The 1,732-nt window shown below is 66.8% G+C and carries 1 protein-coding gene and 1 pseudogene; both read left to right on the top strand.

The features are described 5' to 3' along the window. A pseudogene (locus ABZS97_RS43925) lies at positions 1 to 428 on the top strand (hypothetical protein); the annotation flags it as partial. Then, positions 425 to 1,732 (top strand): phage/plasmid primase, P4 family (locus tag ABZS97_RS43920; protein ID WP_356149700.1); only part of this gene is annotated, 1,308 nt, incomplete at its 3' end. The pseudogene ABZS97_RS43925 and the gene ABZS97_RS43920, both read left to right, overlap by 4 nt.

Below are 1,732 nucleotides of genomic sequence, written 5' to 3'. Positions count from 1 at the left end.
ACCGGGCGTATGAGCGGGTGAGTCCACCGGGGCTCGGCCCGCAGCCGGTGCCCGGGTGGCTGCTCGAGCTGCTGCGCGTCGGTGAGGCTGCTCCCGTCAGGCCTGTGGTTCGGCCGGTGGTGCGGCAGATGCCGACCGGGTCCCGTGCCGAGCGGTACGCGGTCGCAGCGCTGCAGGGAGCAGCGGACGACCTGTCGGCGCTCGGTGTCGGCGACCACCGCCGCGACCGCACGTTCGCCGCAGCAGCCCGACTCGCTGAGCTCTCCGAGACAGCGCCGCACATCCTGACCGAAGAGGCTGTGCGCGAGCAGCTGCTCGCCGCGGCGCTCGCGGCCGGCATCAAGGGCGGGGTGCAGCAGGCAGAGAAGTGCATCCGGAACGGGTGGGCCCGGGGTCTGCGCGGCGGCTCGATGGGTGGTGCAGCGTGACGACTGCCCGCGCCTCTCTCTCTGCCGTACCGTCGCCTGCCGCCCCTGCTGATGACGACATGTGGGCCGGTTTCGAAACAGCCCCTCCGGACGACACCGGTCCGGACGTTGTACCGGTGCTGGGGGATGGCGTCATGCCCTCCCCGACCAACCCCATGGCTGTCGCTCGAGAGCTGATGCCCACGTGGCAGGTCGATGGGCAGGACGCACTGCGGTACTGGCGATCGTCGTGGATGCGGTGGCAGGGAACCCACTGGTCGGAGATTGACGCCGGGGCAATGCGCGCGGATCTCTACCCGCGGCTTGAGCACGCCAAGTTTCGGGGGATCGACAATCGCACCGGGAAAGAGGTCTCCCTGCCTTGGGCGCCGAACCGGGGCAAGATCGCGAACCTCATCGAAGCCATCGAGTCCATCACCTACCTCCCCACCGAGACGGAACCGCCCTCATGGCTGCAGGGCGGAGACTGTGAGCCGTCAGAGATCATCGCGTGCCGGAACGGGCTGCTGAACATCCGGTCACGGAAGCTGCAGCCGCACACTCCCCGGTTCTTCAACAACAACTCCGTCCCGTTCGACTACGCCCCGGAGACTGCAGCCCCTAAGCGGTGGTTGGACTTCCTGCAGTCCGTTTGGCCGGACGACACCGACGCCATTGCCCTGCTGCAGGAGTGGTTCGGGTACGTGCTGTCTGGCCACACCGACATGCAGAAGATCATGCTCATGATCGGGCCCACCCGATCCGGTAAGGGGACGATCGCCCGAACCCTGACGGCTCTCGTCGGGGAGGGGAACCATGCCGGGCCGACGCTCGCGAGCATGGGCACGAACTTCGGTATGAGCAAGCTGATTGACGCGTCACTGGCGATCATCTCTGACGCTCGTCTCCCCCGCGTTCCGGGGGCAGCGGAGACCATCGTGGAGCGGTTGCTTTCAATCAGCGGTGAGGACCGACTGGACGTTGACCGGAAGTACCGCGCTCTCTGGACCGGCCGTATCCCTGCACGCTTCATGATCCTGTCCAACGAGCTGCCCGCGTTCGCCGACGCGTCCGGAGCCATCGCGAACCGGCTGTTGATTCTCAGCATGGAGACAAGCTTTCTCGGCCGAGAGGACCACTCCCTTGACTCCGACCTGCAGGGAGAACTGCCGGGAATCCTCAATTGGGCTCTTGAGGGGTTGGACAGGCTGATGAAGCGCGGGCGGTTCGCAGGTTCTCCTGCCTCCTCTACCGAGCACGTGGAGCTGCTCGCAGACAGCGTCTCGCCCACCTCCGCTTTCCTGCGTGAGCGCTGCAGCATCGGG

It is taken from the genome of Streptomyces sp. NPDC005485 (genome assembly GCF_040606085.1).
Classification (GTDB): domain Bacteria; phylum Actinomycetota; class Actinomycetes; order Streptomycetales; family Streptomycetaceae; genus Streptomyces.
This window is presented reverse-complemented; position numbering and strand designations above follow the sequence as displayed.